The sequence below is a fragment of the Arthrobacter sp. C152 genome, from assembly GCF_054890965.1.
In genome coordinates this window covers 1-24,402 of the sequence record NZ_JBTZSU010000050.1, presented here as the reverse complement: position 1 = coordinate 24,402, position 24,402 = coordinate 1, and the positions used below count along the sequence as shown (strand labels likewise).

Below are 24,402 nucleotides of genomic sequence, written 5' to 3'. Positions count from 1 at the left end.
CAGCGCGGTCAGGTAGGCCATGGTGTCCGGGGCCGGGCGCAGGCTCACGCACCGCTCACCCACGGCACGGGACGCACGCTTGGCAACCGAGGCGGGGTCCCGCCGGTACGCGGCGGCGCGGACGGCGGCGATGATGGCTTTGTCGCCTGCGCCGGTGAGGGTGCCGGCGAAGATGCCGGTGTCGGCGGCGAGCTCCTCGTCCACCGCGGCACGGTCCTCAACGGACAGGCAGATGGTTTCCCGCACCAGCAGCGTGGCCCGCCACTCATTCAACGATCCGGCCCGGAAAGCGGCGAACGTATGCGGCATCCCGGTCAGGGCCTTGGCCAAGCCCAGCAGCCGGGAACCCTTCGCCGGCGACTCCCGCCTGGCAAGTGCAATCTGCGCCGCCACCCCGGCACCCACCCCATCTACCGGTAAGCCAGCGGCGGCCTGCTCCCGCCGCTGGCACAGGTCGAAGGCAACGGCGGCTTCAGCCTGCTTGGCGGCTGCCAGGGATTTCAGGTCCTCCAGCCCGCGGATCTGGTCAATCAAACCCGGACCATCAGCGGCCGACGGAACGGAACGCAGCAGAGCCAGAACATCAGCAAGAGTGGGAGACAGGGGAACGGATCCGATCGGAAGAGCAGGCGTGGGCAGAGGAGAACCAGCAGCCACGGGCGCCTGGCGCTCCGCCTGCAGCACTGTTGCCGTCCCCAAAACCGCTTCCATAACCAAAGTCTTCCAGCAGGGTGTTACACCGGCACCAAACCGAAATCCCTATGTGGATAACGACTGGGAATTCGACCGGCAATCCACAGGCAGGAAAAGCCTGTCGGTCCCACCGCCTAGACTTGTAGGCACCATGGATATGTTGTTTGACCCGTACTCTGACGGACCCTTCAAGGCCGCTCCTGCAGCCACCGCCCGCACCAAGTCGCCCTCGGAAGGCGCTGTGGGGGCACCGGCCGGCGGCGGCCACGTCCACGCAGAGCGCGCACCGGAAGGGCAACACCGGAGCCACCGCCTGGACCCCGCCAAGCTGCTGGAGGGGCTGAACCCGCAGCAGGAGGAAGCGGTGAAGCACGCCGGCTCGGCGCTGCTGATCGTGGCCGGCGCCGGGTCCGGCAAGACGCGGGTGCTCAGCAACAGGATCGCCTACCTCATCGCCACCGGCCGCGCCCATCACGGCGAGATCCTGGCCATCACCTTCACCAACAAGGCAGCGGCGGAAATGCGCGAGCGCATCGAGGCGCTGGTGGGTGGCCGCGCCAAGATCATGTGGATTTCAACGTTCCACTCGTCCTGCGTCCGGATCCTGCGCCAGGAAGCGGCAAACGTGGGGCTGAAGTCCAACTTCTCCATCTACGATTCCGCCGACTCCCTGCGGCTGGTCACGCAGGTGTCGAAGGCCCTGGACCTGGACCCGAAGAAGTTTGCGCCCAAGGCCATCCAGCACAAGATTTCCGCCTTGAAGAACGAACTCATCGATGCCGATTCCTTTGCCTCGGCGGCCAACTACAACGACCCGTTCGAGCAGGCCGTGGCGGACGTCTACAAGGGCTACACGCAGCGGCTCCGCCAGGCCAACGCCATGGACTTTGACGACCTCATCGCCGAAACCGTCTTCATGTTCAGGGCCTTCCCGGCACTGGCCGAGTCCTACCGGCGGCGGTTCCGGCACGTCCTGGTGGACGAATACCAGGACACCAACCACGCGCAGTACGCCCTGGTGCGCGAAATCGTGGGCGAGGGGCCCGGGGCGTCGGAGCTGACCGTGGTGGGCGACTCGGACCAGTCCATCTACGCCTTCCGCGGCGCCGACATCCGCAACATCGTGGAGTTTGAAAAGGATTACCCCGAGGCCCGCACCATCAAGCTGGAACAGAACTACCGCTCCACGCAAAACATCCTCAGCGCCGCCAACTCCGTCATTTCCCGGAACCCCAACCGCCCGGAGAAGCGGCTGTGGACCGCCGAGGGTGAAGGCCACAAGATCGTCGGCTACGTGGGCGAGAACGAGCACGACGAAGCACAGTTCATCGCCAAGGAAATCGACCGGCTCCAGGACGAGGACAATCTCCGCCCCGGGGACGTCGCCATCTTCTACCGCACCAACGCCCAGTCCCGCTCCATCGAGGACGTCCTGGTCCGGGTCGGCCTGCCGTACAAGGTGGTGGGCGGCACCCGGTTCTACGAGCGCAAGGAAATCAAGGACGCCCTGGCCTACCTGCGGGTCCTGGTCAATCCGGACGACGACGTCAACCTCCGCCGGGTACTGAACGAACCCAAGCGCGGCATCGGAGACCGTGCCGAGGGCGCCGTGGCCGCACTGGCCCAGCGCGAACGCATATCCTTCATGGCCGCCGCCCGACGCGCGGACCAGGCGCCCGGGATGGCCACCCGCTCCGTCAACGCCGTCCTCGGGTTCGTGAAACTCCTCGATGACCTGGCTGAAGTGGCGGCGGGCTCCGGCGCGGCCGCAGCGCTCGAAGCCGTCCTGGAACAGACCGGTTACCTCGCCGCCCTGCGCTCCAGCACCGACCCCCAGGATGAGTCCAGGGTGGAGAACCTGGCCGAACTCGTCGCCGTCGTCCGTGAATATGAGCAGGAGAACCCCGAAGGCAGCCTCGCCGCGTTCCTGGAGCAGGTCTCCCTGGTGGCGGACGCCGACCAGATTCCGGACGCCCCCGGCGCGGACATCGACTCCGCGGTGGCCGAAGCCAAGCGGCTGGGCGTGGTGACCCTCATGACGCTTCACACAGCCAAGGGACTCGAATTCCCCGTGGTGTTCCTCACCGGCATGGAACACGGGCTCTTTCCGCACCAGCGCTCCGCCACCGACCCCAAGGAACTCGCTGAGGAACGCCGCCTGGCCTACGTGGGCCTCACCCGCGCCCGCAAACGGCTGTACGTCACCCGGTCCGAGGTGCGCAGCATGTGGGGCCAGAGCCAGTACAACCCGGCCAGCCAGTTCCTCGAGGAGATACCCGCCGAGCTCCTGGATTGGAAGCGGGAAGGCACCAGCCGGCAGTCGTGGGGAGGCGGCGGCTCGATTGGCTCAGGGCGGTACAGCGGATCATTCTGGGGTGCCGGGACCGCTCGCGGTGCCGCGGCTGATTCGTCCGCCGGGTTCAATGCCGATGTCCCTGCATTCATCGCCAAGAACCGGGTGCAGCCGCAGAAGGAAATCATCGCCGTCAGCGTGGGGGACAGGGTCAACCACACCAGCTTCGGCAACGGAACAGTCCTTGCGCTTGAAGGGGCAGGGGACAAGACAGTTGCCAAGGTGACGTTCGACGTCGGCGAAAAGCGCCTGCTGCTGCGCTACGCGCCGCTCACCAAGCTCGACGCCTAAGCCCCTCCGCACCGGCACACGCCGGGGAGGCGGCCATGGCTACGTGGCCGGGCAGGCTTCGGCGATGAGCCGGCGGGCCATGTCGACGGCGCGCTGTCCGTAGGTGCCGCCGTCGAGGACGGCGGCGGTGGCGTAAGCCCCGTTGAGGACAATGAGGAGCTCGTCGGCGATCCGGCCGGGGTCATCGGCCCCGGCAGTGCCAGCCAGGGAGCAGAACCAGTCGCGGACCTGCTGTTTGTGGCTGACCGCTGCGAGATGGGCCGGGTGCTGCCCCTCGGGAAACTCCGTGTTCGTGTTCAGCATGGGGCATCCCCGGTAGGTCGGCCCGGCGCAGTCCGTGGCCAGCACGTGAAAGACGGCGATGAGCTTGTCGCGCGGATCACCATGTTCGCCGGCAGCTTCGCGCATGCGCTCGAACCAGGCATCTGCGCGGCCTTCAACGTACGCGGTTGCGAGGGCGTCTTTGGTGGGGAACTGGCGGTAGACGGTGGCGTTGCCGACCCCGCATTCCTTGATGACGGTATCCATTCCCACGGCCCTGACTCCGCGCGTGTAAAACAGGCGCGTGGCGACCTGAAGGATATTTCGCCGGTTTTCTTCACCAGTCCTGCGCACCGGCACACTCCTTAAGATCCTCGGTTCGGTCTGCTTAGTTTGACAGACGGAACGATCCGTCACAAACTTGGGAATGATCCGTCACATCAGGGTGACGCTCCCTACACCATCTGGAGAACAGCATGAAGACCGCAGTCCTCGGAACCGGCATGGTTGGCCGGACCATCGCCGCCCGCCTCGCTGAACTCGGCCACACCGTTGCCATGGGCACCCGCGATCCCGAAGCAACGCTTGCCCGCAGTGAGGCTGACGGAACCAGGCCCTTCGCCGCCTGGGCAGCCGAAAACAGCGGCATCGCCGTCACCGGCTTCGCCGATGCCGCAGCCGGTGCAGAACTCATCGTCAATGCCACCAACGGCGGCGCCTCCCTCGACGTGCTGCGCCAGGCCGGGGAGGAAAACCTCGACGGCAAGATCATCCTCGACATCGCCAACCCGCTGGACTTCAGCAACGGCATGCCGCCAACCTTGTTCGTGAAGGACACCGATTCGCTGGGCGAGCAGATCCAGCGGGCCTTCCCCGGAGCCCGCGTGGTGAAGTCCCTCAACACCATGAACGCCGACCTCATGGCCCGCCCGGACCGGCTCTCCGATCCCGGCACCGTCTTCATTTCCGGCAATGATGACGCCGCCAAGGACACCGTCGGCACCCTGCTGAAGGACTTTGGCCACCAGGACGTCATCGACCTCGGCGACATCAGCACGGCCCGGGGAACCGAAATGCTGCTGCCCGTCTGGCTCCGGCTTTGGGGCGCCCTCGGGACGCCGGCATTCAACTTCAAGATCGTCCGCTGACCTCCGGGGGCCGCATCCGCGGCCCCCGCAACGCCGGGAGTGGCCGCTCGCAGCGGGCGTCCCCCGTCGGTCCGGCCGCGCGGCATAATGGAGGCCATGCGACGGACTGTTTGGGGGATGCTCGCCGCCCTGCTGCTGGTGGCCACGGCCTGCTCCGTGACCACCGAAGACCCCTCCTACGTCCCCCCACCGCCGCTGCCGCCGATGGAGCAGCTGGCCAAGGCGCCCCTGGCTGACCCCAAGGGATTTTCTTCAGGGGGCGGGGACGTCCTGTCCTTCATCACGGAGGACCGCAGCATTGCCTGCTCCCTCACGTCCGCCCGTGGGGAACACCTGAACCTTCCCTATGAGCAGAACCGGTACAGCGACGCCGGGAACAATAAACTGCCCATCGTCCCGGTGGCGCACTGCGAACTCGCACGGTACCCCGCGCCCCGGGGCGCAGACATCAGGGACGACTGCGCCGGAACGAATTTGGGCTACCTTGGCGGGGTGGCCTTCCTGGCCCCCGACAACGCCCTGTATGGTGAGTGCCGCTCCGGCGTCACATCCATGGAAGCCGCTTTCGGCCCCCGGGGGAGCAGGTCCGGACCGCTGGCCCAGCTGCACGTGCTGGCCGATGGGCAGAACCTCGAGCGCAACGGACTCCGCTGCTCCGCCTACAACGGCGGTGTGGCATGCGGAAACGTCTCCGCCGGCGTCGGATTCTTTGTTTCCACGGAACGTTACGAACTGCTCCCGGAGCCGGGCGGAAGTCCTTCCGCTGCCCCCGCCGAGGGCCCAAAAACCCCGTAAATCCGCGGTTTTTCTACGCCTCATAGAATAGTGTCGTTACTCACATAAGAGGTAGTCTGGGACGGCCCGGTCCCTCCAAAGGACTAGAGTTCCCCATGGAGCATTACGCCGCGTGGCTCGTTTCCAGACAGGCCGCCGGTGCGTGCAATCCGCAGCCCGGTCATCGTCTTTTCGATGGTGTCCGACTGTTCAGAAACTACTTCGACGTAGAAGGACACTAAACCGTGGACCTGTTTGAATACCAGGCGCGCGATATGTTCGAGGCGCACGGTGTACCCGTGCTGGCCGGCATCGTGGCGCACACCCCAGAAGAAGCAAAGGCAGCTGCCGAAAAGATCGGTGGAGTGACTGTTGTCAAGGCACAGGTCAAGGTTGGCGGCCGCGGCAAGGCCGGCGGCGTCAAGGTCGCAAAGTCTGCCGACGAAGCGCTTGAGCACGCCACCAACATCCTGGGCATGGACATCAAGGGCCACACCGTCAACAAGGTGATGATCGCCCAGGGTGCGGACATCGCCGAGGAATACTACTTCTCCGTCCTGCTGGACCGGGCCAACCGCAACTACCTGGCCATGTGCTCGGTTGAAGGCGGCATGGAAATCGAACAGCTCGCCGTCGAACGCCCCGAAGCGCTGGCCAAGATCGCCATCGATCCCGCCGTGGGCATCGACCAGGCCAAGGCTGACGAAATCGTCGCAGCCGCGGGCTTCGCCGAGGAACTGCGCGGCAAGGTCGCCGGCGTCATCCTCAAGCTCTGGGACGTCTTCAAGAAGGAAGACGCCACCCTCGTGGAGGTCAACCCGCTCGTCAAGACCGGCGCCGGCGACATCGTCGCCCTGGACGGCAAGGTCTCCCTGGACGAGAACGCCGACTTCCGCCACCCCAAGCACGCGCACCTTGAGGACAAGGACGCCGCAGACCCCCTTGAGGCCAAGGCAAAGGCGCAGGACCTCAACTACGTCAAGCTCGACGGCGAAGTGGGCATCATCGGCAACGGCGCCGGCCTGGTCATGTCCACCCTCGACGTCGTGGCATACGCCGGCGAGAACCACGGCAACGTGAAGCCCGCCAACTTCCTGGACATCGGCGGCGGCGCCTCGGCAGAGGTCATGGCTGCCGGCCTGGACGTCATCCTGGGCGACGAGCAGGTCAAGTCCGTGTTCGTGAACGTCTTCGGCGGCATCACCGCGTGTGACGCTGTCGCCAAGGGCATCGTCGGTGCGCTGGCCGAACTCGGCCACTCTGCCAACAAGCCGCTGGTCGTCCGCCTCGACGGCAACAACGTCGAGGAAGGCCGCCGCATCCTCACCGAGGCCAACCACCCGCTGGTTACCCTGGCCGCCACCATGGACGAGGGCGCCGACAAGGCCGCCGAGCTCGCCAACGCAGCTAAGTAAAGGGACGCACCATGTCTATCTACCTCAACAAGGACTCCAAGGTCATCGTCCAGGGCATCACTGGCGGTGAAGGCACCAAGCACACCGCCCTGATGCTCAAGGCCGGCACCAACATCGTGGGCGGCGTCAACGCCCGCAAGGCCGGCACCACCGTCCTGCACGGTGACACCGAAATCAACGTCTACGGCACCGTCAAGGAAGCCATGGCGGAAACCGGCGCGGACGTCTCCATCGTCTTCGTCCCGCCGGCATTCACCAAGAACGCCGTCGTCGAAGCCATCGAGGCCGGCATCGGCCTGGTCGTCGTCATCACCGAAGGTGTTCCCGTCCAGGACTCCGCCGAATTCTGGGCCCTGGCCCAGGCCACGGTTGACGCCGACGGCAACCAGGTCACCCGCATCATCGGCCCGAACTGCCCCGGCATCATTACGCCCGGCGAAGCCCTGGTGGGCATCACGCCCGCCAACATCACGGGCAAGGGCCCGATCGGCCTGGTCTCCAAGTCCGGCACCCTGACCTACCAGATGATGTACGAACTGCGCGACCTGGGCTTCTCCACCGCCATCGGCATCGGCGGTGACCCCATCATCGGCACCACCCACATCGACGCCCTGGCCGCGTTCGAAGCCGATCCCGAGACCAAGGCGATCGTCATGATCGGCGAAATCGGCGGCGACGCCGAAGAACGCGCCGCGGACTTCATCAAGGCCAACGTCACCAAGCCGGTCGTGGGCTACGTGGCCGGTTTCACCGCCCCCGAAGGCAAGACCATGGGCCACGCAGGCGCCATCGTCTCCGGCTCCGCCGGAACCGCCCAGGCCAAGAAGGAAGCCCTCGAGGCAGCCGGCGTGAAGGTCGGCAAGACGCCGTCCGAAACCGCCAAGCTGCTCCGCGAGGTTTACGCCGCGCTCTAGGCAGTACTGCGACACGCGGGGCCACCCCCGGCCGGTCCGTCCAACGGAACGGCCTGGGCTTGGCCCCGCGTTTGCCGTTTAACGGCACCGCACTACGCCTCCGGCCGCTGGACTGCGTAACGCATGCCCCGGATGTCCGGCGTCGAGTAGGGTTTAAGAGGCAAAACGGGCCACGGCGCCCAGGCAGGGGAGCAGGATGGCAGAGGCACGGCGCACGCTGGTGGACGTCGTTGTGGACAAAGTCCTCGAGCACATCCTCAGTGGCGAGATTAAGCCCGACGACGCCCTGCCGCCGGAAGCGGACATCGCCAAGGAGTCCGGAGTCAGCAGGCTGACGGCCCGCGAGGCCATGAATGTCCTCAAAGCCCAGAACGTCGTGTACGTCAAACGCGGGCTTGGCACTTTCGTCAATCCGCCCGAGCGGTGGACCGGCCTGGACGCCATCATGCAGTCCGCCTCCAGGGGGGTGGCCTCCGAGCAGGTGGCGCTGCTGCTGCTGGAGGTCCGCCGCATGGTGGAAACGGGTGCCGCGGAACTGGCGGCAGTCCGGCACAGCGACGATGACATCGCCGCGATGGAACGCACCGTTCAGGAGATGGAAGCCGCCCACCATGCAGGCGACGTGGACGCCCTGACAGTTGCTGACATCGCCTTCCATGACCGGATCCTGCGCGCCTCCGGCAACCCGTTCGTTCCGGCGCTGCTGGGCCAGTTGTCGACGCTCCTGTTCGCCATGCGCCGGGCAACGTCCGCTTTTCCCGACGTGCAGCGCCATGCCATCCACCACCACAAGCTGGTCCTGGCCGCCATCGCGTCCGGCGAGCCGGCAACCGCCCGCTCCGCCATGGACGCGCACATCACCCAGACCTTCGAGGACTACGAGCACTACCTCGCCGAGGCAAGCCGCACCGGCGCCACGGCAGGCTAAGTCCCGCCCTTTCCGCCGCTGAGCCAACCGCGCAGCTGCCTGCAGCCAAGGCTGCCCCGGCTCCTTGCCCGCTCTGTTGACGCCCTTCCAACCCTGTGACTAGAATCTCATCTAGACATCAGACATCTGATATCAATATCCCCCCAAAATGCCGCCAGCCAAAGGAGTCGTTATGTGCGCGCATTCCCTGTTCAAGGGTCCCCACACCACCACCGGAGCGCAGCGATGAGCGCCCGCGCCGCAGCCCCCGCCCTCGGTGACCTGGGGGAGGCCACCCTCCGCAAGGTCCGCCGGCGGCTCATGCCACTGATCGTCCTCCTCTACTTCATCGCCTATCTCGACCGGAACAATGTCGGCTTCGCCAAGCTCGGCATGCAGGGCGACGTGGGCCTGACCGAAGCCGCCTATGGCCTCGGTGCCGGCATCTTCTTCCTCGGCTACGCGCTGCTCGAAATCCCGAGCAACGGCGGGATGTACCGCTACGGTGCCCGTAAGTGGATTGCCCGCATCCTCATCAGCTGGGGCATCTTCGCCACCGCCATGTTCCTGGTGAACGGTGAAGCCACTTTCTATGTCATCCGCTTCCTGCTGGGCGCGGCGGAGGCCGGCTTCTTCCCCGCCATCCTCTTCTACCTGACCCTCTGGTTCCCGGCCGCGCAGCGCGTGACCGTGCTGGGCATCTTCATCCTTGCCCAGCCCATCTCCAACGCCCTGGGTGCCCCGGTGTCCGGCATGCTGCTGGGACTCGAAGGCGTTGCCGGGCTCCACGGCTGGCAGTGGCTCTACATCATCGAAGGCATCCCTGCCATCATCCTCGGCATCATCACCCCCTTCGTCATGACGGACCGCCCCGAGCACGCCAAATGGCTCAAGCCCGAGGAGCGCGAATGGCTCTCCAACACCATGGCCGCGGAGCTGGCCCACAAGCAGAAGTCCGGCAACCACAACTTCCTGGCTGGCCTGAAGGACCCCCGCACCATCGCCTACTCGGCGCTGTACTTCGGCCTGGTCTGCGGCATCTACGGCCTGGGACTCTGGCTGCCCACCATCGTCAAGGCGCTGGGCAAGTTCGACGCAACGCAGGTGGGGTTCATCGTCTTCATCCCGTACGCCATCGCGGCGGTGTTCGTTTACTTCTGGAGCAAGCGGTCCGACCGTACCGGCAACCGCGTCTGGCATGCCAGCGTGAGCATGGTGCTCGCCGCCGTCGGCCTCCTGGGTGCCGGCTTCCTGCTGCCGGTCAATGCCGTGCTTGCCATGGTCTTCCTGACCCTGGCAGCCATGGGCATCTACTCCGCCATCGCCCCCTTCCTGGCCATGCCCTCCGCCGCCCTCACCGGCGCCGCCGCGGCCGCCGGGCTGGCGATGGTCAACTCGCTCGGCAACCTCGGTGGCTTCGTGGCCCCCTACATCGTGGGCATCCTCAAGGACGCTACGGGCAACAGCCAGAGCGGCCTGGTCTTCCTTGCCGCCTGCCTCGCCGTGACCGCCGCCGCCACCTACCTTTACGCCCGCAAGCGCCCGGAAGGTGTCTCCGCTCCCGGAGCAACCGTTCCAGCCGCCGAAACCCACTAGGAAACATCAATGACTGAACAGCACACCTTTCCCGCAGAGCGCACCGTCGTCCTGACCGGAGCGGCCTCGGCGCGCGGCATCGGGCGGGCCACCGCCGACCGGCTGGCGGCCGATGGCTGGTCCATTGCCATCCTGGACATCAACGCCGAAGACGCCCAGGCGGCCGCCGCGGAAATCGGCTCCAACCGGGCCGTCAAGGCCATTGGCGTCGGCGCCGACGTCTCGGACGAAGCCTCGGTGGACCGCGCGATCACCGAAATCGAGCAGGCCCTTCCGCCGATCGTCGGACTCGTCAACCTCGCCGGCATCAGTTCCCCGACGCCCTTCATGGAAACCACCGTGGCGGAGTGGGACAAGGTGTTCGCCATCAACATGCGCGGAACGTTCGTCGTGTCCCAGCGGGTGCTCAAGGGCATGATCGAACGGCGGCTGGGGCGGATCGTCAGCATCTCCTCCATCTCCGCCCAGCGCGGCGGCGGCACGTACTCCAAGGTGGCGTACAGCGCATCCAAGGCGGGAATCCTCGGATTTACCCGCGCGCTGGCCCGCGAGGTGGGCGAGCACAACATCACCGTCAATGCCATCGCCCCCGGCCCGATCGACACGGACATCATGGGCGGCACCCTCACGGATGAACGCAAGGCCCAGATGTCCGAGGGGATCATGATGGGGCGCGTCGGGACCCGTGAGGAAGTGGCGGCCCTGATCGCGTTCCTGCTGGGTGCAGACGCCGGCTACATTACGGCCGCCACCTACGACATCAACGGCGGCCTCCAGGTCTCCTGACACCTGCCGCCGCTGCCGGTGCCGGGCGGATCACCATCCGTGCGGCACCGGCAGGGGACGGAGGACGACGGCGGGAGCTGCGGTTTGCCGCGGTTCCTGCGGCTATAGGATTTCTACATGGCAACCAAGAACCAGGCCTCGAGCGGCGTCAGCAGGCAGGTCCTCGCCGACCACGTCTACGAAGCACTTCTTGTTGCCCTCATGGACGGCCGGTTGGAGGCCGGAACGCCGGTGAGCATCGACGGCATGGCGCGCGAGCTTGACGTCTCACCAACGCCGGTGCGCGAGGCGCTGGCCCGCCTTGAGGCCACGGGCATGGTCCGGCGGATGGCCCTGCGCGGATACCGGGTGGCGCCGCTGTTCTCCCCGGAAGAACTGTCCGACCTCATGGACGCCCGGCTGGTCATCGAGCCCGCCAACGCGTTCATGGCCTGCAAGCATGCGGATGCGGGACTGACCGCAAAGCTGGAGGAGGCCATCGAGGATCTGAAGGCGGCTCCGCGCGGCCCGTCCTTTTCCGAGTTCCGCGCCTACTGGGAAGCCGATGAACGGTTCCACCGCCTCATCGCCGAGTCCGCGGACAACCAGTTCCTGCTGTCCGCGTACAACGCGCTTGGTGGCCAGGTGCAGCGGTTCCGGTTCTTCGGTGGCCTGGGCGTTACGGACGCCGACTTCGCCATCGCGGAGCACACCGAAATCCTGCGCGCCTTCGAGGCCGGCGACGCCGACCTCGCCCGGCAAAAAATGATCGCCCACATCGAGGGCGTTAAGCAGCGTTCGCAGCACGACAGCGAAGTGCACACCTAACAGCGTGCGGTCCCGGAAGAGGGACCGGTTCATCACCCGCCGCCGGCCTGGAGGCAGCCCCTGGACCTTGACAGCCCCGCTTGGAACATAGATCCTATAGGAAATGTGATTGAGGATTTGGAGTGACAATGCCGTACACCGCAGAAAACTGGCCCATCGCCGCCGCCCTGCTGCAGTTCCCCGGAACCAGGCCCGACGGGTCCGCCGCCCAGGACGCACCCGCCAGCGAGTGGCAGCGGGTCTTCGAGGAAGTGGCCGACGCCGGTTTCAGCAACGCCGACCTCACCGACAGCTGGGTCCGCCCCGGAGACCTCTCCAGCGCGCGGCTCGATGAGCTGAAGTCCGCCGCCACCGCGGCAGGCCTGGGACTTCCCTCCATCTCGGCCATCCGCCGGAGCGTCATCGAGGAAGGAAAGTGGGAGGAGAACCTGGCCTACACCCACCGGACCCTCGAAGCCGCCGCGCACCTCGGCTGCGAAGTTGTCTCCATCGGCCTGCACCAGGCCATCACCCCCGAACAGCAGAAACAGCTGTGGTTCTGGACCGTCGAAGGCCACAAGGACCCGGCCGGGGACAGGGAGGCCTGGAACAACGCGGTCACCCGCATCCGTGAAGTAGGCAAGCACGCAGCCGAACTGGGCCTGCTGGTTTCGCTGGAGATGTACGAGGACACCTACCTGGGCACCGCGGATTCCTCCGTGCAACTCGTCCAGGACATCGACCTGCCCAACGTTGGCCTGAACCCGGACCTCGGCAACCTGATCCGCCTGCACCGGCCCATCGAGGACTGGCGCGAGCTCGTGCACAAGACCCTGCCGTACTCCAACTACTGGCACGTGAAGAACTACCTCCGCGATGAGGACCAGGCCCGCGACCACTACGTCGCCATGCCGGCACCCATGGAATATGGCCTCATCAGCTACCGGGAGGCCTTCCAGTACGCCATCTCCGTCGGTTTCCAGGGCATCATCTGCACCGAGCACTACGGGGGCGACGGCCTGAGCGTCACCGCCGCGAACCAGGACTACCTGCGCCGCCAGGTCCTTCCCAAACGTGATGGCTACGCGCTCGGCACCAGCCTGGTGGCGCAGGGCCGGCAGGCTCCCGCAGCCGTCGCGGCCCGCTAAGCCGCCAGGCATCCCCACCGGTTCAACGAGGAATCATGACAAAGATATTTGACGATCCAGCCCGGTTCGCGGACGACGCCCTCGACGGCTTCGTCGCCGCCAACCGCCAGTACGTGGCGCGCGTTGACGGCGGAGTCGTCCGCTCCACCGAGTCTCCCGAAGGCCAGGTGGCACTGGTGATCGGCGGCGGCTCCGGCCACTACCCGGCATTCGCCGGCCTGGTGGGTGCCGGCCTGGCCGCGGGCAGCGCCTGCGGCAACATGTTCGCCTCGCCCGCGGCCGGACAGGTCTACCGGGTGGCGAAGGCGGCACAGAACGGCGGCGGTGTGCTGCTCAGCTATGGCAACTACGCCGGCGACGTCCTGCACTTCGGCCAGGCACAGGAAAGGCTGAACGCCGAAGGCATCGAAACCCGGACGGTCCTGGTCACCGACGACATCGCCAGCGCGCCGCTCGAAGAGATCGGCAAGCGGCGCGGCATTGCCGGCGACCTCACGGTCTTCAAGGTTGCGGGCGCGGCGGCCGAAGCCGGGCTGGACCTGGATGAGGTGGAACGGCTGGCGGTCAAGGCCAACCATCACACCCGGTCCCTTGGCGTGGCCTTCGCCGGCTGCACCCTGCCCGGGGCAGCAGAGCCGCTGTTCACCGTCCCCGAAGGCATGATGTCGGTAGGACTCGGCGTCCATGGCGAACCGGGCATTTCCGAGCAGCCCCTGCCAACCGCCGGCCAACTGGCCAAGCTCCTGGTGGACGGGCTGCTGAAGGACAAACCCGGAAGCGCCGGCGGCCGGGTGGTCCCCATCCTCAACGGCCTGGGCACGGTGAAATACGACGAACTCTTCCTGCTGTTCGGCAAGGTCGAGGCCCTGCTGCTGGAGGCCGGACTCGAAATCGTCGAACCCGAGTGCGGTGAACTGGTGACCAGCCTGGACATGTCCGGACTGTCCCTGACACTGTTCTGGCTCGACGCGGAACTCGAGAGATTCTGGTCCGCGCCCGCGGACACCCCCGCCTTCCGCAAGGGCAACCTGGCGCCCCGCCGGGCACGGTCCGTCGAATCACTGGCCGAGGCCGGCACGACGGCGGCCCTGGCCGCCACCCCGGCCTCGACTGCGCTCGCCGGCACGGCGGTGGGCGCCCTGAAGGAAGCCCGGTCCGTCGTCGTCGAGCATGAAGCAGCGCTCGGCAAGTTGGACGCCATCGCAGGCGACGGCGACCACGGCATCGGCATGCGCCGCGGCGTGGATGCCGCCGTGGCCGCCGCCGAAAAGTCCCACGCCGCCGGCGCAGGGCTGGAAGAAGTCCTTGCGGCCGCGGGGGAGCAGTGGGCCGAACGCGCCGGCGGCACTTCGGGTGCCCTCTGGGGCGCCGCCGTCACCGCCGTCGGCCGGACCCTCGGCAGCAAGGAGGCCTACACCGCCGCAGATGCGGCGGCGGCCGTCAACGCCCTTCGCGATGCCATCGTCACGCTGGGCAAGGCCGAGGCGGGAGACAAGACCATGGTGGACGCGCTGCTTCCGTTCGCTGACACCTTCACCAAGGCAATGGACGACGGCGGCAGCCTGGCCACGTGCCTGCGTGCGGCGGCCGGGGCGGCAGCACGGGCAGCCGACGCGACCGCCGGACTCAGCCCGAAGAGGGGCCGGGCGCGGCCGCTGGCGGAAAAGAGCCTGGGCCACCCCGATCCCGGTGCCGTGTCGTTCGGCCTCATCGCAACCCGGGTGGCCGACTACGTCGCCGCCATCGAAAGCCGCTAAGGAGAACCGCATGACCGACAACACCCACCCCGGCTGGCGCATCGTCGTCGGCAATGACGAAGCCGGCGTCGAATACAAAAACGCCCTGCGCGAACTCCTTGAGGCCGACCCCCGCGTGGCCTCGGTGGAGGACGTTGGTGTCGGCGCCGGCGACAGCACCGCCTACCCGCACCTGGCGGTCGCCGCCGCACGCAAGGTGGCCGCCGGCGAGGCCGACCGCGCCCTGCTGATCTGCGGCACCGGCCTCGGCGTCGCAATCTCCGCCAACAAGGTTCCCGGCATCCGTGCCGTCACCGCGCACGATAGCTACTCCGTGGAACGTTCCGTGCTGTCCAACAACGCCCAGGTGCTGACCATGGGCCAGCGCGTCATCGGCCTGGAACTGGCCAAGAAGCTCGTGCGCGAATGGCTTGACCACCGTTTCGATGAACACTCCGCATCCGCGGCCAAAGTAGACGCCATCTGCTCCTATGAGGGCGCGTCGGAAGGATTTGAGAACACATGAGCACCCGAAACATCGCCGTGATCGGCTCCGGCTACATGGGCGGCGGCATCGCCCAGGTCCTGGCCCTTGCCGGGGCACGCGTCGCCCTGGCCGACGTCTCCGCCGAAATCGCGCAGGGCAACTACGAACGGCTGCTGAAGGAATCCGACGAGTTCGTCGCGGCCGGCCTGTTCCCGGCCGGCGCCACCGAACGCCTCAAGGAAAGCCTCTGGGCCGCCAAGGACATCGAGGAAGCCGTAGCGGACGCCGAATACATCGAAGAGGCAGTGCCCGAAGTCCTCGAGATCAAGCACGCCACCCTTGCCCGGATCAGCGCCGCCGCCCGGCCCGACGCCATCATCGGCTCCAACACCTCCACCATCTCCATCGCCAAACTGGCCGAAGTAGTGGACAACCCGGAGCGTTTCCTGGGCGTCCACTTCTCCAACCCTGCCCCGTTCATCCCCGGCGTGGAGGTCATCCCGCACGAAGGCACCTCCAAGGCAACCGTCCAGGCAGCCCGCACCATCGTGGGGGAGACCGGCAAGGAAACCGCCACCGTCAAGGACGTCACCGGCTTCGTGCTGAACCGGCTCCAGTACGCCCTCTTCCACGAAGCCGCCCAGGTGGTGGAGGAAGGCATTGCCACCGCCGAAGACGTGGACACCCTGGTCCGCACCACCTTCGGCTTCCGGCTGCCGTTCTTCGGACCGTTCGCCATCGCGGACATGGCAGGGCTGGACGTCTACGCCTTCTGCTACAAGTCACTGCAGACCGGCTTCCCGGAACGGTTCGCCACCCCGCAGATCCTCCAGGAAAAGGTCGACGCCGGCCAGCTCGGCACCAAGACCGGTTCAGGGTTCCTCGACGTTCCCGCCGACAGGACCGCAGCCCTGGTGGCCTACCGCAACAAGGCATACGTCGCCATGCAAAAGCTCATCGAGGAACTGGGCCCGGCCCCGCTGCACTAACGGCACAAGAAACTTTCGAAGGAATATTCATGACAGCATTTCCCACAGACCGCACGGTAATCGTTACCGGTGCCGTCTCCGAACGCGGCATCGGCCGGGCCACCGCTGACTACCTGGCCGAACGCGGCTGGAACATCGGCGTCATCGACCTGGACGACGCCGCCAGCAAAACCCTCGCCAAGGAACTGGCGGAAAAGCACGGCGTCAAAGCCCACGGCGCCGGTGCCAATATCGGCGACGAAGCCTCAGTGCGCGCCGCCATCGACGAGATCGAGGCCGAGCTGCCCCAGCTGGTGGCGCTGGCCAATATCGCCGGCGTCAGCTCACCGGTTCCCTACCTCGAACTCGAGCCCGGTGAGTGGGACCGCGTGGTCAACATCAATATGAACGGTGTCCACTACGCCACCCGGCGGGCCGCCGAATCCATGGCAAAGCACCGGCTGGGCAGGATCGTGAACATCTCCTCCGTCTCCGCGCAGCGCGGCGGCGGAACGTTCAGCAAGACCCCGTACTCGGTGGCCAAGGCCGGCGTCATCGGCCTGACCCGCGCCACCGCCCGCGAACTGGGCGAGTATGACATCACCGTCAACGCCATTTCACCCGGTCCGATCGACACCGACATCATGGGCGGCACCCTCAGCGAGGAACGCAAGGATGAGCTGGTGAAGGACCTCGTGGTGAACCGCGTGGGGACCACCCGCGACGTCGCGGCGGCCATCTCGTTCCTGATCGGCGAGGACGCGGGGTACATCTCCGGCCAGACGCTGAATGTCGACGGCGGCCTGTACATGCACTGACGGCGCCGGTTTCCGTAACCCTCGCCATAACAAGACCCCGCGGGCCATCGGCCCGCGGGACCACCCACGCCACCACTCGAAGGAGAGTGCTGTGTCTGAAACCACCGCAACATCCAAGGAACTCCTGGCCCGCCCGGTCCTGAAGTCCGCGATCTTCAAGGCGGCCCGCCGGCTGATGCCGATGCTGGTCATCCTGTACGTCGTCTCGTTCCTGGACCGCACCAACGTCGGCTTTGCCGAGGCGGCCCTGGGAGCGGACAAGGGGGTGTCCGCCGCGGCTTTCGCCCTGGGCGCGGGCATCTTCTTCATCGGCTATGCCATCTTTGAAATCCCCAGCAACCTGCTGCTCAAGAAGGTCGGCGCCAAGGTCTGGCTGGCCCGTATTGCCATCACCTGGGGCATCGTCTCGGCCTGCTTCGCCTTCGTCCAAGGTGAGACGTCATTCGTGATCCTGCGCTTCCTCTTGGGCGTGACCGAAGCCGGCCTGTTCCCCGGCGTGATCATGTACCTCGCCGAGTGGTTCCCTAACAAGGTCCGCGTCCAGATGTTCGCCATCTTCTACCTGGCCCAGCCGTTCTCGCAGATGATCGGCAACCCGCTGTCCGGCTGGCTGATCAACATCGGCGACCAGGTCCCGGGCCTGCGCGGCTGGCAGGTCATGTTCTTCGTCGAAGGCATGCTCGCCGTCGTGGCAGGCATCGCAGCCTTCTTCTTCCTGATCAATGGTCCGGAGAAGGCAAAGTTCCTCAGCCGCGACGAAAAGTACGCGCTGAAGGAAGTCATGGCCCTTGAGGACAACATCAAGGACGAGCATGGCCCCCGCGGCATCCTGGCCGCCATGCGCAACGGCCGGGTCTGGTACTTCACCGCGATCTACTTCTGCCTGCAGATTGCCGTGTATGGCGTGACCTTCTTCCTGCCGCAGCAGGTCTCGTCCCTGACCGGACAGAAGGTGGGGCTCGCCGTCGGACTGCTGATCGCCGTGCCCTGGTTCTTCGGCATCTTCGCCTGCTACTTCATCGGCCGGGCCGCCAACACCGTGGCCAGGCGCCGGAAGTTTGGCACCATCCTGTTCATCTCGACCGGCCTGTGCATCTTTGGCTCCGCCTGGGCGGGCACCAACCACCAGCCGGTCATCGGCATGGTCTTCATCACCCTGGCCGTCTGCAGTTTCCTGGCCGTGGGCCCGGTGGTGTGGTCCTATCCGACGGCGTTCCTCGCCGGTTCAGCCGCAGCGGCAGGCATCGGGCTGATCAACTCCCTGGGCAACCTGGGCGGTTTCGTGGCACCCATCCTGCGGACCGCCGTCAACGAGGCGACCCAGTCACCCACCGGCTCCATGGGTGTCTACGCCCTGGGCGTCCTGCCGTTCGTGGCGGCAGCGATGATGTTCGCCACCAGGCGGTTCAAGAACAAGGCCGACGAACTGCTCGACTGAGCATCCGCACCAACCAAGGAAACCCATGAGCGCCTCCGGCAGCAGCGAACGCAACGGCACCATCTATGTAGGTGTCAGCACCAAGATGTACCTGGGATACCAGGCAAGCCTTCGCTGGCTGTCGGAGGTCCACTCCGTGGTTGACGCCAGGCCCGGACTGGGGCACGACTCCCCGGTCCGGGTCTTCGTCATCCCGTCCTTCCCCGTCCTGGAACCCGCCGCCCGCATCCTGGCCGGCTCGGCCGTCCTGCTTGGTGCGCAAAACTGCGCCTGGGGTGACGGCCCGCTGACCGGGGAAGTCAGCCCCGGCATGCTGGCCGAACTTGGCGTCTCGCTGGTGGAAATCGGCCACGCCGAGCGGCGCAAACTCTTTGGCGAGGACGACGGCGTGGTGGCCCGCAAGGTGCGGGCCGCCGTCGGCCATTCCCTCACCCCGCTGCTCTGCATTGGTGAGCCTGACAGGCTCGACGCCGGTGCTGCCGCCGACTTTTGCCTCGGGCAGGTGAGGGCAGCCACGGACGGTGACGCCGCTCTTCTCAGAAGCCTGGTCCTCGCCTATGAACCGGTGTGGGCGATCGGGGCGGAAGCGCCCGCGCCGCCGCACCATGTCAACGCCGTCCTGGCGCTGGTCCGGGCGGCCCTGGGTCCGGACTGCCGCGTGATCTATGGCGGCAGTGCCGGGCCCGGGCTGCTTCCCCAGCTTCCTGCCGCCGATGGACTCTTCCTGGGCCGCTTCGCCCATGACGCCGCGAACCTGGGCCGCGTGCTGGACGAAGCCCTTCTCCTGCGTCAGGCTGACGCGCCCGCCAGCAGCTCGTCCAGCCGCTCATAGCCCTCTGACATGCCGCCCTCCATGCCCGAGTGCAGCATGCCGTCCCGCGCCTCCATGCTCTGGTACATGGCGTGGCCCCGCAGCCTGCACCGGCCGCCGTCGAGCTCCTCGAAGGTCATGGACTCCAAGCTGACCGAGTCCGGATAGCCGCCGAACTCAAAGGTCTGCAGGGCGAAGTCGTTCTCGCGCACCGTGTGGAAGACGCCCCGGAACTCGTAGGGGATACCCTCCGGGCCCGTGTGGATGTACCGGTAGCTCCCGCCGGTGCGGAAATCGTAGTGGTCCATCTCCATCTTCATGCCCCGAGGGCCCAGCCATTGGCTGACGAGCGCGGGGTCCTTGTGCGCCCGGAACACATCGGCGACGGGGAAGTCGAACTCCCGCTCGAAGTCGATGTAGGGGAGTCCCTCCGGCGCAGTGATCTTCAGTGGATTGCTCATGGCCTGTCCTTTGCCTTGGGCGCCGCTTGCCCGGCGCTGGATTCAAGCACGGCATCGAGGCTGCGGAACTGCTCCTCGCGGACCAGCCGGTACTGGTCGATCCAGGCGGTGAGCGCCTCCAGCCGTGCGGGGTTCAGGTGCACGGGCCGGCGCTGGGCGTCCCTGCTGCGGGTCACCAGCTGTGCCTGCTCGAGTACCTGGATGTGCTTCGAGACCGCCTGCTTGGACATCTCGAACGGTTCCGCCAATTCATTGACCGTTGCCGGGCCCCGGCTCAGCCGGGCGATGATGCTCCGACGCACCGGATCGGCCAGGGCCATGAAGGCCGAGTCCAGACCAGCACTCTCCGAGTTCATCACTACCCTTTCTTGATCAACTGATATGTTGATCAACCTTTTGGTTGTTTAAGGATAATCCCCAGGAGCGGCTCGTTCAAGGCTTTTCGGGTCTTGTCTGCGGTTAAGGATCTTTGTTAGTATGTCAGTACAAACTTTTTGAACAGGAGATGGAATGCCGCTTGTACGAATTGACGTAAACGTTGGGCGAAGCGCGGAGGAGCTGCAGCGCCTCAGTCGGGGAATCCACGACGCCATCCTTGCCGAATATGGCATTCCCGAGCGCGACTACTTCCACATCCTTACCGAGCACCCGCAGGGGCAAATCTTTGCGCAGGACGCCGGTCTTGGCTTCGACCGCACCCGGGGAGTGGTGATGATCCAGATCTTCACCCAGGAAGGGCGATCCCAGGAGGCCAAGCAGCGGCTCTTTGCCGCTGTGGCGGACAAGCTCGCGGCTGCAGGGGTTGCCGGCGAAGACGTCTTTATCGGCTACGTCGAAAACACTGCCGGCGACTGGTCCTTCGGCTTTGGCCGTGCGCAGTACGTCACGGGCGAGCTCGCCGTCCCAAGGAAGTAATACGGCAACAAATTAGCGCGCTCCAAAATTGTTGTAAGTATGTCAGTACAAACCTTTGACAGGACATTGGATCTAGGGCAGAGTAGTGCCTGTGGCCCACGCCACGGCCAGCCAGTCCCGGAACTCCTGCCGCTCAAAGGATCCGAGTTCCACACCAGAAAGGTCCACGATTCCCGTGACCCACGAGCTTCTTACGATCGGGCGCATCAGCGTTGATATCTACCCGAACGACATCGGGGTTGGCCTGGAGGATGTTAATTCCTTCGGCAAGTACCTGGGCGGTTCACCGTCCAACGTCGCTGTTGCCGCCGCCCGCCACGGCCGCCGCACGGGCGTGATTACCCGCACGGGCGACGACCCTTTCGGCGAGTACCTGCACCGCGAGCTGCGCAAGTTCAAGGTCGACGACACGTTCGTGACCCCCGTTGCAGGCCTCCAGACGCCGGCCACGTTCTGTGCCATCAAGCCGGCTACGGACGAGTTCCCGCTCTACTTCTACGGCCGTTTTCCCACTGCCCCCGACCTGCAGATCAAGGCCGAAGAGCTGGACCTGGACGCCATCCGCAACGCCGGGATCTTCTGGTCCACGGTCACCGGGCTGTCCCAGGAGCCGTCCCGGTCCGCCCACATCGCCGCGCACCAGGCCCGACCCCGGACCGGCCTGGCCGCGGGACAGTTCACCATCCTGGACCTGGACTACCGGCCGATGTTCTGGGCCTCCGAGGAAGAGGCCCGCGCCGAGGTGGCCAAGATCCTGCCGCACGTCACGGTAGCCATCGGCAACGACAAGGAATGCGCCGTCGCGGTCGGTGAGGGGACCCCAGATGAGCAGGCAGACCGCCTGCTGGCCGCCGGCGTGGAGATCGCCGTCGTCAAGCTCGGCCCCGAGGGCGTGATGGCCAAGACCCGCACCGAGCGCGTGGTCTCCGCCCCGGTCCCGGTGGAAACCCTGAATGGCCTCGGGGCCGGCGACTCCTTCGGCGGAGCGTTCTGCCACGGCCTGCTGTCCGGCTGGCCGCTGGCCCAGGTCCTGGACTATGCCAACGCCGCGGGTGCGATTGTCGCCTCCCGGCTGTCCTGCGCCGATGCCATGCCGACGCCGGACGAGGTTACCTCGCTGCTGGCCGAACGCGGCCGCCCGGTTCCCGGAACTGTTGCGCAGCTTGCCACCGAAGGAGCAGCACTGTGACCCTCACACCCCTTGCCTCAAACAATGCCGTGGACGATGACCCCCGCCGCTACGAGCACCTGACCACGATCCGGCTGGAAGATCCGGAGGCTGTGGCGCGCGCCGCGAAGTCCCGCCGCCGCCACCCGGGACTGAAGTCCGGGCGGCAGAACTTCATCGTCGCTGCTGACCATCCGGCCCGTGGCGCCCTGGCTGTTGGCAGCGACCCAGTGGCGATGGCGGATCGCCGCCAGCTGCTGGACCGTTTGCAGATCGCGCTGGCCAACCCGGCCGTGGACGGCATCCTGGCCTCCCCGGACATCATGGACGACCTGCTGCTGCTGGGTGCCCTGGACGGCAAGCTGGTGTTCGGCTCGATGAACCGCGGCGGGCTTTCCGGGTTGGTCAATGAGTTTGATGACCGGTTCACCGGCCACACCGCCGCGGCCCTGGAGGCCCTGGGCGCGGACGGCGGGAAGATGCTGACCCGCATTTGCCTGGGCGACCCCGATACCGTGGCCACCCTCGAGGCGACCGCGAAGGCCATCGATTCCCTGGCCGAGCGGAAGTTGATCGCGATGGTGGAGCCGTTCCTCTCCACCTGGGTAAACGGCAAGGTCAAGAACGACCTCTCCACGGATGCGGTGATCAAGTCCATCGGTATCGCTGAGGGCTTGGGTTCCACCAGCGCTTACACCTGGATGAAGCTCCCGGTCGTGGCGGAGATGGAACGGGTGATGGCGGCGACCACCATGCCCACCGTCCTGCTGGGCGGCGACCCGGAGGGGTCCCAGGACGAAGTCTTCGCCACCTGGGGAGCTGCCCTGTCCCTGCCCGGCGTGCAGGGCCTCACCGTGGGCCGCACCCTGCTATACCCGGCTGACGGGGACGTTGCCGGCGCTGTCGCCGCGGCCGCCTCGCTGCTGCACCACACCACAGAAGTATCGGAGTAAGTCCCATGGGATCCACAACAGGAACGCGCAGGATGACGGTGGCGCAGGCCGTCGTCGAATACCTTTCCAGGCAGTACACCGTGGACACGGTGGGCGGTGTTGAGTACCGTGAGCGGCTCATTCCGGGCACGTTCGGTATTTTCGGGCACGGCAACGTGGCCGGCGTGGGCCAGGCCCTCAAGCAGTACCAGCAGCAGGACCCCACCCTGATGCCGTACTACCAGGGCCGGAACGAACAGGCCCAGGTCCACCAGGCCGTCGGCTACGCCCGGCACACCCGCCGCCGCCAGACCTACGCGATCAGCACGTCGATCGGCCCCGGCTCGTCGAACCTGCTAACCGGCGCCGCGCTGGCGACCACCAACCGGTTGCCGGTGCTGCTGCTGCCGTCGGACACGTTCGCCACCCGCGCCGCGGACCCGGTCCTGCAGCAGCTTGAGCAGCCCTACGCGTACGACATCACGGTCAATGACGCATTCCGGCCGCTGTCGAAGTTCTTCGACCGGGTGAACCGCCCGGAGCAGTTGTTCTCCGCGTTCCACCACGGCCTGCGCGTCCTCACGGACCCGGCCGAGACCGGTGCGGTGACCATTTCGCTGCCGCAGGACGTCCAGGCCGAGGCTTTCGACGTCCCGGCCGAGTTCCTGGCCGAGCGGGAATGGCGGATCCGCCGCCCCGACGCCGACGACGACGACATCGCCCGCGCAGCCGCAGCGATCAAGGCGGCAAAGCGCCCGCTGATCATCGCCGGCGGCGGCGTCCTCTACGCCTACGCCAACGACGAACTGGCGAAGTTCGCCGAGCTGACCGGCATTCCGGTGGGCAACACGCAGGCCGGTGTCGGCGTCCTGCCCTGGGACCACAAGTTCAGCCTCGGTGCCATTGGCTCCACGGGCACAACGGCGGCCAACGCGATCGCCGCCGAGGCGGACTTGGTTATCGGCATCGGCACCCGCTACGAGGACTTCACCACCGCGTCCCGGACCGCGTTCCAGAACCCGGACGTGCGCTTCGTGAACATCAACGTGGCCCCGATCGACGCGTACAAGCACGGCACCACGCTGCCGATCGTCGCCGACGCCCGCAAGGCCCTGGTCAAGCTCAACGCCGCCCTGGGCGGCTACCGGGTCGGCGCCGACCTCGAGCAGAAGATCACCGCAGAGAAGCAGCGCTGGGACGCCACCGTCGACGAAGCCTTCGACACCCGCTACACCCCGCTGCCGGCCCAGAACGAGATCATCGGCGCCACCAACCGGGCCATGGACGCCCGCGACGTGGTCATCTGCGCCGCCGGTTCACTGCCCGGTGACCTGCACAAGATGTGGCGGGTCCGGGACCCGTTCGGCTACCACGTCGAATACGCCTACTCCTGCATGGGCTACGAAATCCCCGGCGGCCTCGGCGTCAAGCGTGCCGCGATCGCCGAAGCGAAAAGCACGACGGCGGGCGGCGGCTCAGGCGAAAAGGTGCGGGATGTCGTCGTCATGGTGGGGGATGGCTCCTACCTGATGATGCACACGGAACTGGTCACCGCCGTCGCCGAACGCATCAAGCTGATCGTGGTCCTGATCCAGA

At 66.5% G+C, this 24,402-nt stretch carries 23 protein-coding genes and 1 pseudogene; 20 read left to right on the top strand and 4 right to left on the bottom strand.

The genetic code is table 11. The features are described 5' to 3' along the window. Nucleotides 1-711 (bottom strand): annotated as a pseudogene (locus ACYSM9_RS20445) (HNH endonuclease); the annotation flags it as partial. Between the two features lie 133 nt (nt 712-844). On the opposite strand from ACYSM9_RS20445, the gene pcrA reads away from it, so the two are divergent. Further along, nucleotides 845-3,337, top strand: a complete 2,493-nt coding sequence (gene pcrA, locus ACYSM9_RS20440) for a DNA helicase PcrA (RefSeq protein WP_461858780.1) — start codon at nt 845-847, stop codon at nt 3,335-3,337. 39 nt (nt 3,338-3,376) lie between these two features. Here the strand turns inward: pcrA and ACYSM9_RS20435 are convergent, their stop codons facing one another. Further along, the gene (locus ACYSM9_RS20435) at nt 3,377-3,952 is read right to left on the bottom strand and encodes a TetR/AcrR family transcriptional regulator (protein WP_461858779.1); all 576 of its coding nucleotides are present in this window, start codon (nt 3,950-3,952) and stop codon (nt 3,377-3,379) included. Between the two features lie 122 nt (nt 3,953-4,074). Here ACYSM9_RS20435 and ACYSM9_RS20430 point away from each other — a divergent pair, with 122 nt between their 5' ends. The 15 genes from ACYSM9_RS20430 (at nt 4,075) to ACYSM9_RS20360 (ending at nt 19,351) form a co-directional block, all read left to right on the top strand. Further along, nucleotides 4,075-4,746 carry an NADPH-dependent F420 reductase gene (locus ACYSM9_RS20430; protein ID WP_461858778.1) on the top strand — a complete coding sequence of 224 codons (672 nt, stop codon included), beginning with the start codon at nt 4,075-4,077 and terminating at the stop codon, nt 4,744-4,746. 87 nt (nt 4,747-4,833) lie between these two features. Further along, the gene (locus tag ACYSM9_RS20425; protein ID WP_461858777.1) at nt 4,834-5,541 is read left to right on the top strand and encodes a hypothetical protein; all 708 of its coding nucleotides are present in this window, start codon (nt 4,834-4,836) and stop codon (nt 5,539-5,541) included. Between the two features lie 224 nt (nt 5,542-5,765). Next, entirely contained in the window at nt 5,766-6,935 is a 1,170-nt protein-coding gene (sucC, locus tag ACYSM9_RS20420; protein ID WP_461858776.1) for an ADP-forming succinate--CoA ligase subunit beta, read from the top strand. A gap of 11 nt (nt 6,936-6,946) precedes the next feature. Further along, nucleotides 6,947-7,849, top strand: coding sequence for a succinate--CoA ligase subunit alpha (sucD, locus tag ACYSM9_RS20415; RefSeq protein WP_461858775.1), 903 nt, complete (start codon nt 6,947-6,949; stop codon nt 7,847-7,849). A gap of 196 nt (nt 7,850-8,045) precedes the next feature. Further along, a complete protein-coding gene (locus tag ACYSM9_RS20410; RefSeq protein ID WP_461858774.1) occupies nt 8,046-8,777 on the top strand; it encodes a FadR/GntR family transcriptional regulator in 732 nt (243 codons plus the stop codon). A gap of 225 nt (nt 8,778-9,002) precedes the next feature. Next, the gene (locus ACYSM9_RS20405) at nt 9,003-10,352 is read left to right on the top strand and encodes an MFS transporter (protein WP_461858773.1); all 1,350 of its coding nucleotides are present in this window, start codon (nt 9,003-9,005) and stop codon (nt 10,350-10,352) included. Between the two features lie 9 nt (nt 10,353-10,361). Beyond that, nucleotides 10,362-11,138, top strand: coding sequence for an SDR family NAD(P)-dependent oxidoreductase (locus ACYSM9_RS20400; protein WP_461858772.1), 777 nt, complete (start codon nt 10,362-10,364; stop codon nt 11,136-11,138). A 117-nt stretch (nt 11,139-11,255) separates the two neighbouring features. Next, complete coding sequence (locus tag ACYSM9_RS20395; RefSeq protein WP_461858771.1) at nt 11,256-11,945, top strand: GntR family transcriptional regulator; 690 nt, start codon at nt 11,256-11,258, stop codon at nt 11,943-11,945. 128 nt (nt 11,946-12,073) lie between these two features. Beyond that, nucleotides 12,074-13,072, top strand: coding sequence for a sugar phosphate isomerase/epimerase family protein (locus ACYSM9_RS20390; RefSeq protein WP_461858770.1), 999 nt, complete (start codon nt 12,074-12,076; stop codon nt 13,070-13,072). Nucleotides 13,073-13,107: 35 nt separating this feature from the next. Next, nucleotides 13,108-14,829 carry a dihydroxyacetone kinase family protein gene (locus ACYSM9_RS20385; protein WP_461858769.1) on the top strand — a complete coding sequence of 574 codons (1,722 nt, stop codon included), beginning with the start codon at nt 13,108-13,110 and terminating at the stop codon, nt 14,827-14,829. Nucleotides 14,830-14,839: 10 nt separating this feature from the next. After that, a complete protein-coding gene (locus ACYSM9_RS20380) occupies nt 14,840-15,334 on the top strand; it encodes a ribose-5-phosphate isomerase (RefSeq protein ID WP_461858768.1) in 495 nt (164 codons plus the stop codon). After that, the gene (locus tag ACYSM9_RS20375; protein WP_461858767.1) at nt 15,331-16,284 is read left to right on the top strand and encodes a 3-hydroxyacyl-CoA dehydrogenase family protein; all 954 of its coding nucleotides are present in this window, start codon (nt 15,331-15,333) and stop codon (nt 16,282-16,284) included. Before ACYSM9_RS20380 ends, ACYSM9_RS20375 begins: the two co-directional genes overlap by 4 nt. A gap of 29 nt (nt 16,285-16,313) precedes the next feature. Further along, complete coding sequence (locus ACYSM9_RS20370) at nt 16,314-17,081, top strand: SDR family NAD(P)-dependent oxidoreductase (protein WP_461858766.1); 768 nt, start codon at nt 16,314-16,316, stop codon at nt 17,079-17,081. 91 nt (nt 17,082-17,172) lie between these two features. Continuing rightward, the gene (locus ACYSM9_RS20365) at nt 17,173-18,519 is read left to right on the top strand and encodes an MFS transporter (protein WP_461858765.1); all 1,347 of its coding nucleotides are present in this window, start codon (nt 17,173-17,175) and stop codon (nt 18,517-18,519) included. Nucleotides 18,520-18,544: 25 nt separating this feature from the next. Next, nucleotides 18,545-19,351 (top strand): triose-phosphate isomerase family protein, encoded by an 807-nt coding sequence (locus ACYSM9_RS20360; RefSeq protein WP_461858764.1) that lies wholly within the window; start codon nt 18,545-18,547, stop codon nt 19,349-19,351. Here the strand turns inward: ACYSM9_RS20360 and ACYSM9_RS20355 are convergent. Together ACYSM9_RS20355 and ACYSM9_RS20350 are read right to left on the bottom strand one after the other, a co-directional pair. Beyond that, a complete protein-coding gene (locus ACYSM9_RS20355) occupies nt 19,309-19,791 on the bottom strand; it encodes an SRPBCC family protein (protein WP_461858763.1) in 483 nt (160 codons plus the stop codon). The genes ACYSM9_RS20360 and ACYSM9_RS20355 overlap by 43 nt on opposite strands. Further along, nucleotides 19,788-20,147, bottom strand: coding sequence for an ArsR/SmtB family transcription factor (locus ACYSM9_RS20350; protein ID WP_461858762.1), 360 nt, complete (start codon nt 20,145-20,147; stop codon nt 19,788-19,790). Before ACYSM9_RS20350 ends, ACYSM9_RS20355 begins: the two co-directional genes overlap by 4 nt. 154 nt (nt 20,148-20,301) lie before the next feature. Here ACYSM9_RS20350 and ACYSM9_RS20345 point away from each other — a divergent pair, with 154 nt between their 5' ends. The 4 genes from ACYSM9_RS20345 to ACYSM9_RS20330 all read left to right on the top strand — a co-directional run. Further along, nucleotides 20,302-20,706 carry a tautomerase family protein gene (locus tag ACYSM9_RS20345; protein WP_461858761.1) on the top strand — a complete coding sequence of 135 codons (405 nt, stop codon included), beginning with the start codon at nt 20,302-20,304 and terminating at the stop codon, nt 20,704-20,706. Between the two features lie 175 nt (nt 20,707-20,881). Further along, on the top strand, nt 20,882-21,895 hold the full coding sequence (iolC, locus tag ACYSM9_RS20340; RefSeq protein ID WP_461858760.1) for a 5-dehydro-2-deoxygluconokinase: 1,014 nt from the start codon (nt 20,882-20,884) through the stop codon (nt 21,893-21,895). Next, a complete protein-coding gene (locus ACYSM9_RS20335) occupies nt 21,892-22,827 on the top strand; it encodes a Cgl0159 family (beta/alpha)8-fold protein (RefSeq protein ID WP_461858759.1) in 936 nt (311 codons plus the stop codon). Before iolC ends, ACYSM9_RS20335 begins: the two co-directional genes overlap by 4 nt. A 32-nt stretch (nt 22,828-22,859) precedes the next feature. Continuing rightward, nucleotides 22,860-24,402 (top strand): thiamine pyrophosphate-dependent enzyme (locus ACYSM9_RS20330; protein ID WP_461858781.1); only part of this gene is annotated, 1,543 nt, incomplete at its 3' end.

Excerpts from the sequence above, each read along its gene's own strand:
- pcrA (WP_461858780.1), top strand. The coding sequence starts at position 845 with ATGGATATGTTGTTTGACCCGTACTCTGACGGACCCTTCAAGGCCGCT.
- ACYSM9_RS20430 (WP_461858778.1), top strand. The coding sequence starts at position 4,075 with ATGAAGACCGCAGTCCTCGGAACCGGCATGGTTGGCCGGACCATCGCC.
- ACYSM9_RS20425 (WP_461858777.1), top strand. The coding sequence starts at position 4,834 with ATGGAGGCCATGCGACGGACTGTTTGGGGGATGCTCGCCGCCCTGCTG.
- sucD (WP_461858775.1), top strand. The coding sequence starts at position 6,947 with ATGTCTATCTACCTCAACAAGGACTCCAAGGTCATCGTCCAGGGCATC.
- ACYSM9_RS20410 (WP_461858774.1), top strand. The coding sequence starts at position 8,046 with ATGGCAGAGGCACGGCGCACGCTGGTGGACGTCGTTGTGGACAAAGTC.
- ACYSM9_RS20405 (WP_461858773.1), top strand. The coding sequence starts at position 9,003 with ATGAGCGCCCGCGCCGCAGCCCCCGCCCTCGGTGACCTGGGGGAGGCC.
- ACYSM9_RS20400 (WP_461858772.1), top strand. The coding sequence starts at position 10,362 with ATGACTGAACAGCACACCTTTCCCGCAGAGCGCACCGTCGTCCTGACC.
- ACYSM9_RS20395 (WP_461858771.1), top strand. The coding sequence starts at position 11,256 with ATGGCAACCAAGAACCAGGCCTCGAGCGGCGTCAGCAGGCAGGTCCTC.
- ACYSM9_RS20390 (WP_461858770.1), top strand. The coding sequence starts at position 12,074 with ATGCCGTACACCGCAGAAAACTGGCCCATCGCCGCCGCCCTGCTGCAG.
- ACYSM9_RS20385 (WP_461858769.1), top strand. The coding sequence starts at position 13,108 with ATGACAAAGATATTTGACGATCCAGCCCGGTTCGCGGACGACGCCCTC.
- ACYSM9_RS20380 (WP_461858768.1), top strand. The coding sequence starts at position 14,840 with ATGACCGACAACACCCACCCCGGCTGGCGCATCGTCGTCGGCAATGAC.
- ACYSM9_RS20375 (WP_461858767.1), top strand. The coding sequence starts at position 15,331 with ATGAGCACCCGAAACATCGCCGTGATCGGCTCCGGCTACATGGGCGGC.
- ACYSM9_RS20370 (WP_461858766.1), top strand. The coding sequence starts at position 16,314 with ATGACAGCATTTCCCACAGACCGCACGGTAATCGTTACCGGTGCCGTC.
- ACYSM9_RS20360 (WP_461858764.1), top strand. The coding sequence starts at position 18,545 with ATGAGCGCCTCCGGCAGCAGCGAACGCAACGGCACCATCTATGTAGGT.
- ACYSM9_RS20355 (WP_461858763.1), bottom strand. The coding sequence starts at position 19,791 with ATGAGCAATCCACTGAAGATCACTGCGCCGGAGGGACTCCCCTACATC.
- ACYSM9_RS20350 (WP_461858762.1), bottom strand. The coding sequence starts at position 20,147 with ATGAACTCGGAGAGTGCTGGTCTGGACTCGGCCTTCATGGCCCTGGCC.
- ACYSM9_RS20345 (WP_461858761.1), top strand. The coding sequence starts at position 20,302 with ATGCCGCTTGTACGAATTGACGTAAACGTTGGGCGAAGCGCGGAGGAG.